Below are 1,491 nucleotides of genomic sequence, written 5' to 3' on the forward strand. Positions count from 1 at the left end.
ATGGTGGCGGCGTCGAACAGCTCATCGGCGTAGTCGAAGGACAGGCTCAGGCGCCCGTTGCGGTCTTCTTCAGTGTGCAGTTGCAGGTCGAACTTGGCTTCGCGGCTGTGCCATGCCAGCTCGTCGGCAAGCAGGCCCGGCAAGCGGCGCAAGGCGCCGAGGTCACGTTGCTGGTGGTTGAACATCACCTGGAACAGGCCTTGTTCCCGGGCTTGGGGGAAGGCTTCCAGCAGCTGTTCGAAAGGCAGGTCCTGATGGGCCTGGGCGCCCAGCGCTGCGGTGCGGGTTGCCGTCAGCAACTCGGCGAAGGGCAGGCGCGCATCCAGTTCGGCGCGCAGTACGAGGGTGTTGATAAAGAACCCGATCAGGCCTTGGGTTTCCTGGCGCGGACGGTTGGCGTTGGGCACACCGATGCGAATATCGCGCTGGCCGCTGTAGCGATAGAGCAGGCTCTGGAACGCGGCGAGCAACAGCATGAACGGCGTGGATTCGTGGCTTTGGGCAGTCTTGCGAATGGCTTCGCCGAGGCTCGCGCTCACACGCACACTGTGACGCGAGGCACTGCGCAGGTGCTGCGCCGAACGCGGGTGATCGGTGGCCAGGCTCAGGGTTGGGTGCTCGTCGCCCAGTTGTTGTTTCCAGTAAGCCAGTTGTCGCTGGCCCTCGCCTTCGGCCAGCCACTGGCGCTGCCAACTTCCGTAGTCGGCGTATTGCAGGGCCAGCGCTGGCAGCTCCAGGGGTTGGCCCTGGGACGCAGCGGCGTACAGTCGCGAGAATTCGTCGATCAACACGTTCAGCGACCAGCCGTCCGCGATGATGTGGTGCAGGGTCACCAGCAGTTGGTGGTCGTCGTCATCCAGGCGTACCAGCGTTACCCACAGCAGCGGGCCTTTCTCCAGGTCGAACTGGGTGCGGGCTTCGTCTTCACGAATCTGCTTGGCACGGGCTTCCCGCTCGGCGGCAGGCAAATCGCTGAGGTCGATGACTTGCAGGTCGAAATCAGCCTTGGCGTCGACCCGCTGGAAGGCCTGGCCATCGCGCTCGAAGAAGCGCGTGCGCAGGGCTTCGTGGCGCTGGATCAGTTGCTGGAAGGTTGCGCGCACCGCGTCTTCATCCAGCTCGCCGCGCAACCGCAAGGCGCCGGGAATGGTGTAGGCGCTGCTGTGCGGGTCGAGTTGCCAGGTGATCCACAAGCGGTTTTGCGCGAGGGATTGCGGCAGGTCTTCCTGGCGCGACAACCCATGGATTGCGCCTTGGGCCACGCCGCCGTCCTGCTGCAATTGCCCGACGCTGGTGGCGAAGGCCGCCAGGGTGGGCGCTTCGAACAACAGGCGCAGGTTCAGTTCCAGGCCGAGGGTTTCCCGCAGCCGGGCGACGACCTGGGTGGCGCTGATGGAGTTGCCCCCCAGCAGGAAGAAGTGATCGTCGGCGGCGACCTGCGTCACCTGCAATTGCTCGCACCAGATCGCGGCAATCCGGCTTTGCAGCTCG

1 protein-coding gene is annotated in these 1,491 nt (G+C 64.9%); it reads right to left on the bottom strand.

Annotation, left to right across the window (positions count from 1 at the left end):
* On the bottom strand, positions 1-1,491 hold a 1,491-nt coding region (locus HX846_RS36230), incomplete at both ends, for a condensation domain-containing protein (protein ID WP_256740406.1).

The sequence above is a fragment of the Pseudomonas sp. K5002 genome (assembly GCF_013386655.1).
Classification (GTDB): Bacteria; Pseudomonadota; Gammaproteobacteria; order Pseudomonadales; family Pseudomonadaceae; genus Aquipseudomonas.